Origin of the sequence: Teichococcus coralli (genome assembly GCF_009829925.1) — a bacterium.
Classification (GTDB): domain Bacteria; phylum Pseudomonadota; class Alphaproteobacteria; order Acetobacterales; family Acetobacteraceae; genus Pseudoroseomonas; species Pseudoroseomonas coralli.
This window is the reverse complement of the sequence record NZ_SNVJ01000072.1, coordinates 1-447: the sequence shown is the minus strand read 5'-3', so window position 1 is coordinate 447 and position 447 is coordinate 1. Positions and strand designations below refer to the sequence as shown.

Below are 447 nucleotides of genomic sequence, written 5' to 3'. Positions count from 1 at the left end.
CGGCCTGCTGGGTGGGCTGCAGATTTTCGCCACGGATTTCACCGCGCTCAACAACTCCGGCGTCGATGGGCAGGCCCTGGTGCTGCTTGACTCCGCCAGCCACACCCTGACCGTGCACATCGCGGCGGAAGGGCTGGAGCCCGGACAGATGCACGCGCAGCACATCCATGGCTTCAGCGACGGCACCGACGCGGTCTCCCCGACGTTGGCGCAGGACGCCGACTATGACGGCTTCGTTGAGCTCGGCGAGGGGGTCAACACCTACGGGCCGATCCAGCTCAACCTGACGCAGCACGCCGGTGACGCCTCGTTCCCGATGGCCGACGAGAACGGCATGCTGAGCTACACCGAGACCTTCCACTTCGACGGCTCGGACGCGGCCGGCCAAATGATGCTGGATGGCCTCATGCCGCTCGACGCCAAGGAGATCGTGCTGCATGGGCTGAC

General features: G+C 66.2%; 1 protein-coding gene. It reads left to right on the top strand.

Annotated elements, in window-relative coordinates; genetic code table 11:
- A partial coding sequence (locus E0493_RS22980) for a CHRD domain-containing protein (RefSeq protein ID WP_160939584.1) occupies positions 1 to 447 on the top strand: 447 nt, incomplete at both ends.